General features: G+C 71.1%; 2 protein-coding genes. One reads left to right on the top strand and one right to left on the bottom strand.

The window, feature by feature from the left end; genetic code table 11:
- Positions 1-192: CDP-diacylglycerol diphosphatase (locus GVL52_RS28600; protein ID WP_200847973.1), on the top strand; the 192-nt coding region annotated here is incomplete at its 5' end.
- Here the strand turns inward: GVL52_RS28600 and GVL52_RS28605 are convergent.
- Positions 189-492 (bottom strand): GNAT family N-acetyltransferase (locus GVL52_RS28605; RefSeq protein ID WP_200847974.1); only part of this gene is annotated, 304 nt, incomplete at its 5' end. The genes GVL52_RS28600 and GVL52_RS28605 overlap by 4 nt on opposite strands.

The raw sequence follows: 492 nt of genomic DNA on the forward strand, positions 1-492 counted from the left end.
GGCGTGGGCGATGTGGGCCAGTGGAGCCTGGTGGTGGCCGGGCGCGGCGAGGTGCAGGGCGGCCCCGGCTTCATCCTGCTGGCTACCCGCGTGGATGCCGCCAGCGGCAACGATGCCAGCGGCGAGGAACTACAGGACCATGCCTGCAGGGTCTTGACCGGTGCCGGTGCGGCACTGGAGCGGGTGCGCTAGCCGATCGGCTGCTGGCAGCTGCGCCAGGCCGACGCGGTCAGCGCCAGCAGCTGACGGTCATGCCATCCCTGCGCGTCCAGATGGTAGTCGCGCAGGATCCCTTCGCGGATGAACCCATGGGCCTGCAGCGCCTGGGCAAACGGGCTGGTGCAGCCTGGCGGCAGCAGCACGAAGAGGCGGTGCAGGCCGACATCGTCGAACAGGAACGGGCACAGTGCCCGCAGTGCCGCCTGCGGATGGGGGTGCCGGTGCTGCAGCGATTGCAGCTCGGCGCAGCGCGAGTGCAGCGACTGCAGGCGG

The sequence above is a fragment of the Rhizobium sp. 18055 genome, assembly GCF_902706285.1.
Classification (GTDB): Bacteria; Pseudomonadota; Alphaproteobacteria; order Rhizobiales; family Rhizobiaceae; genus Rhizobium.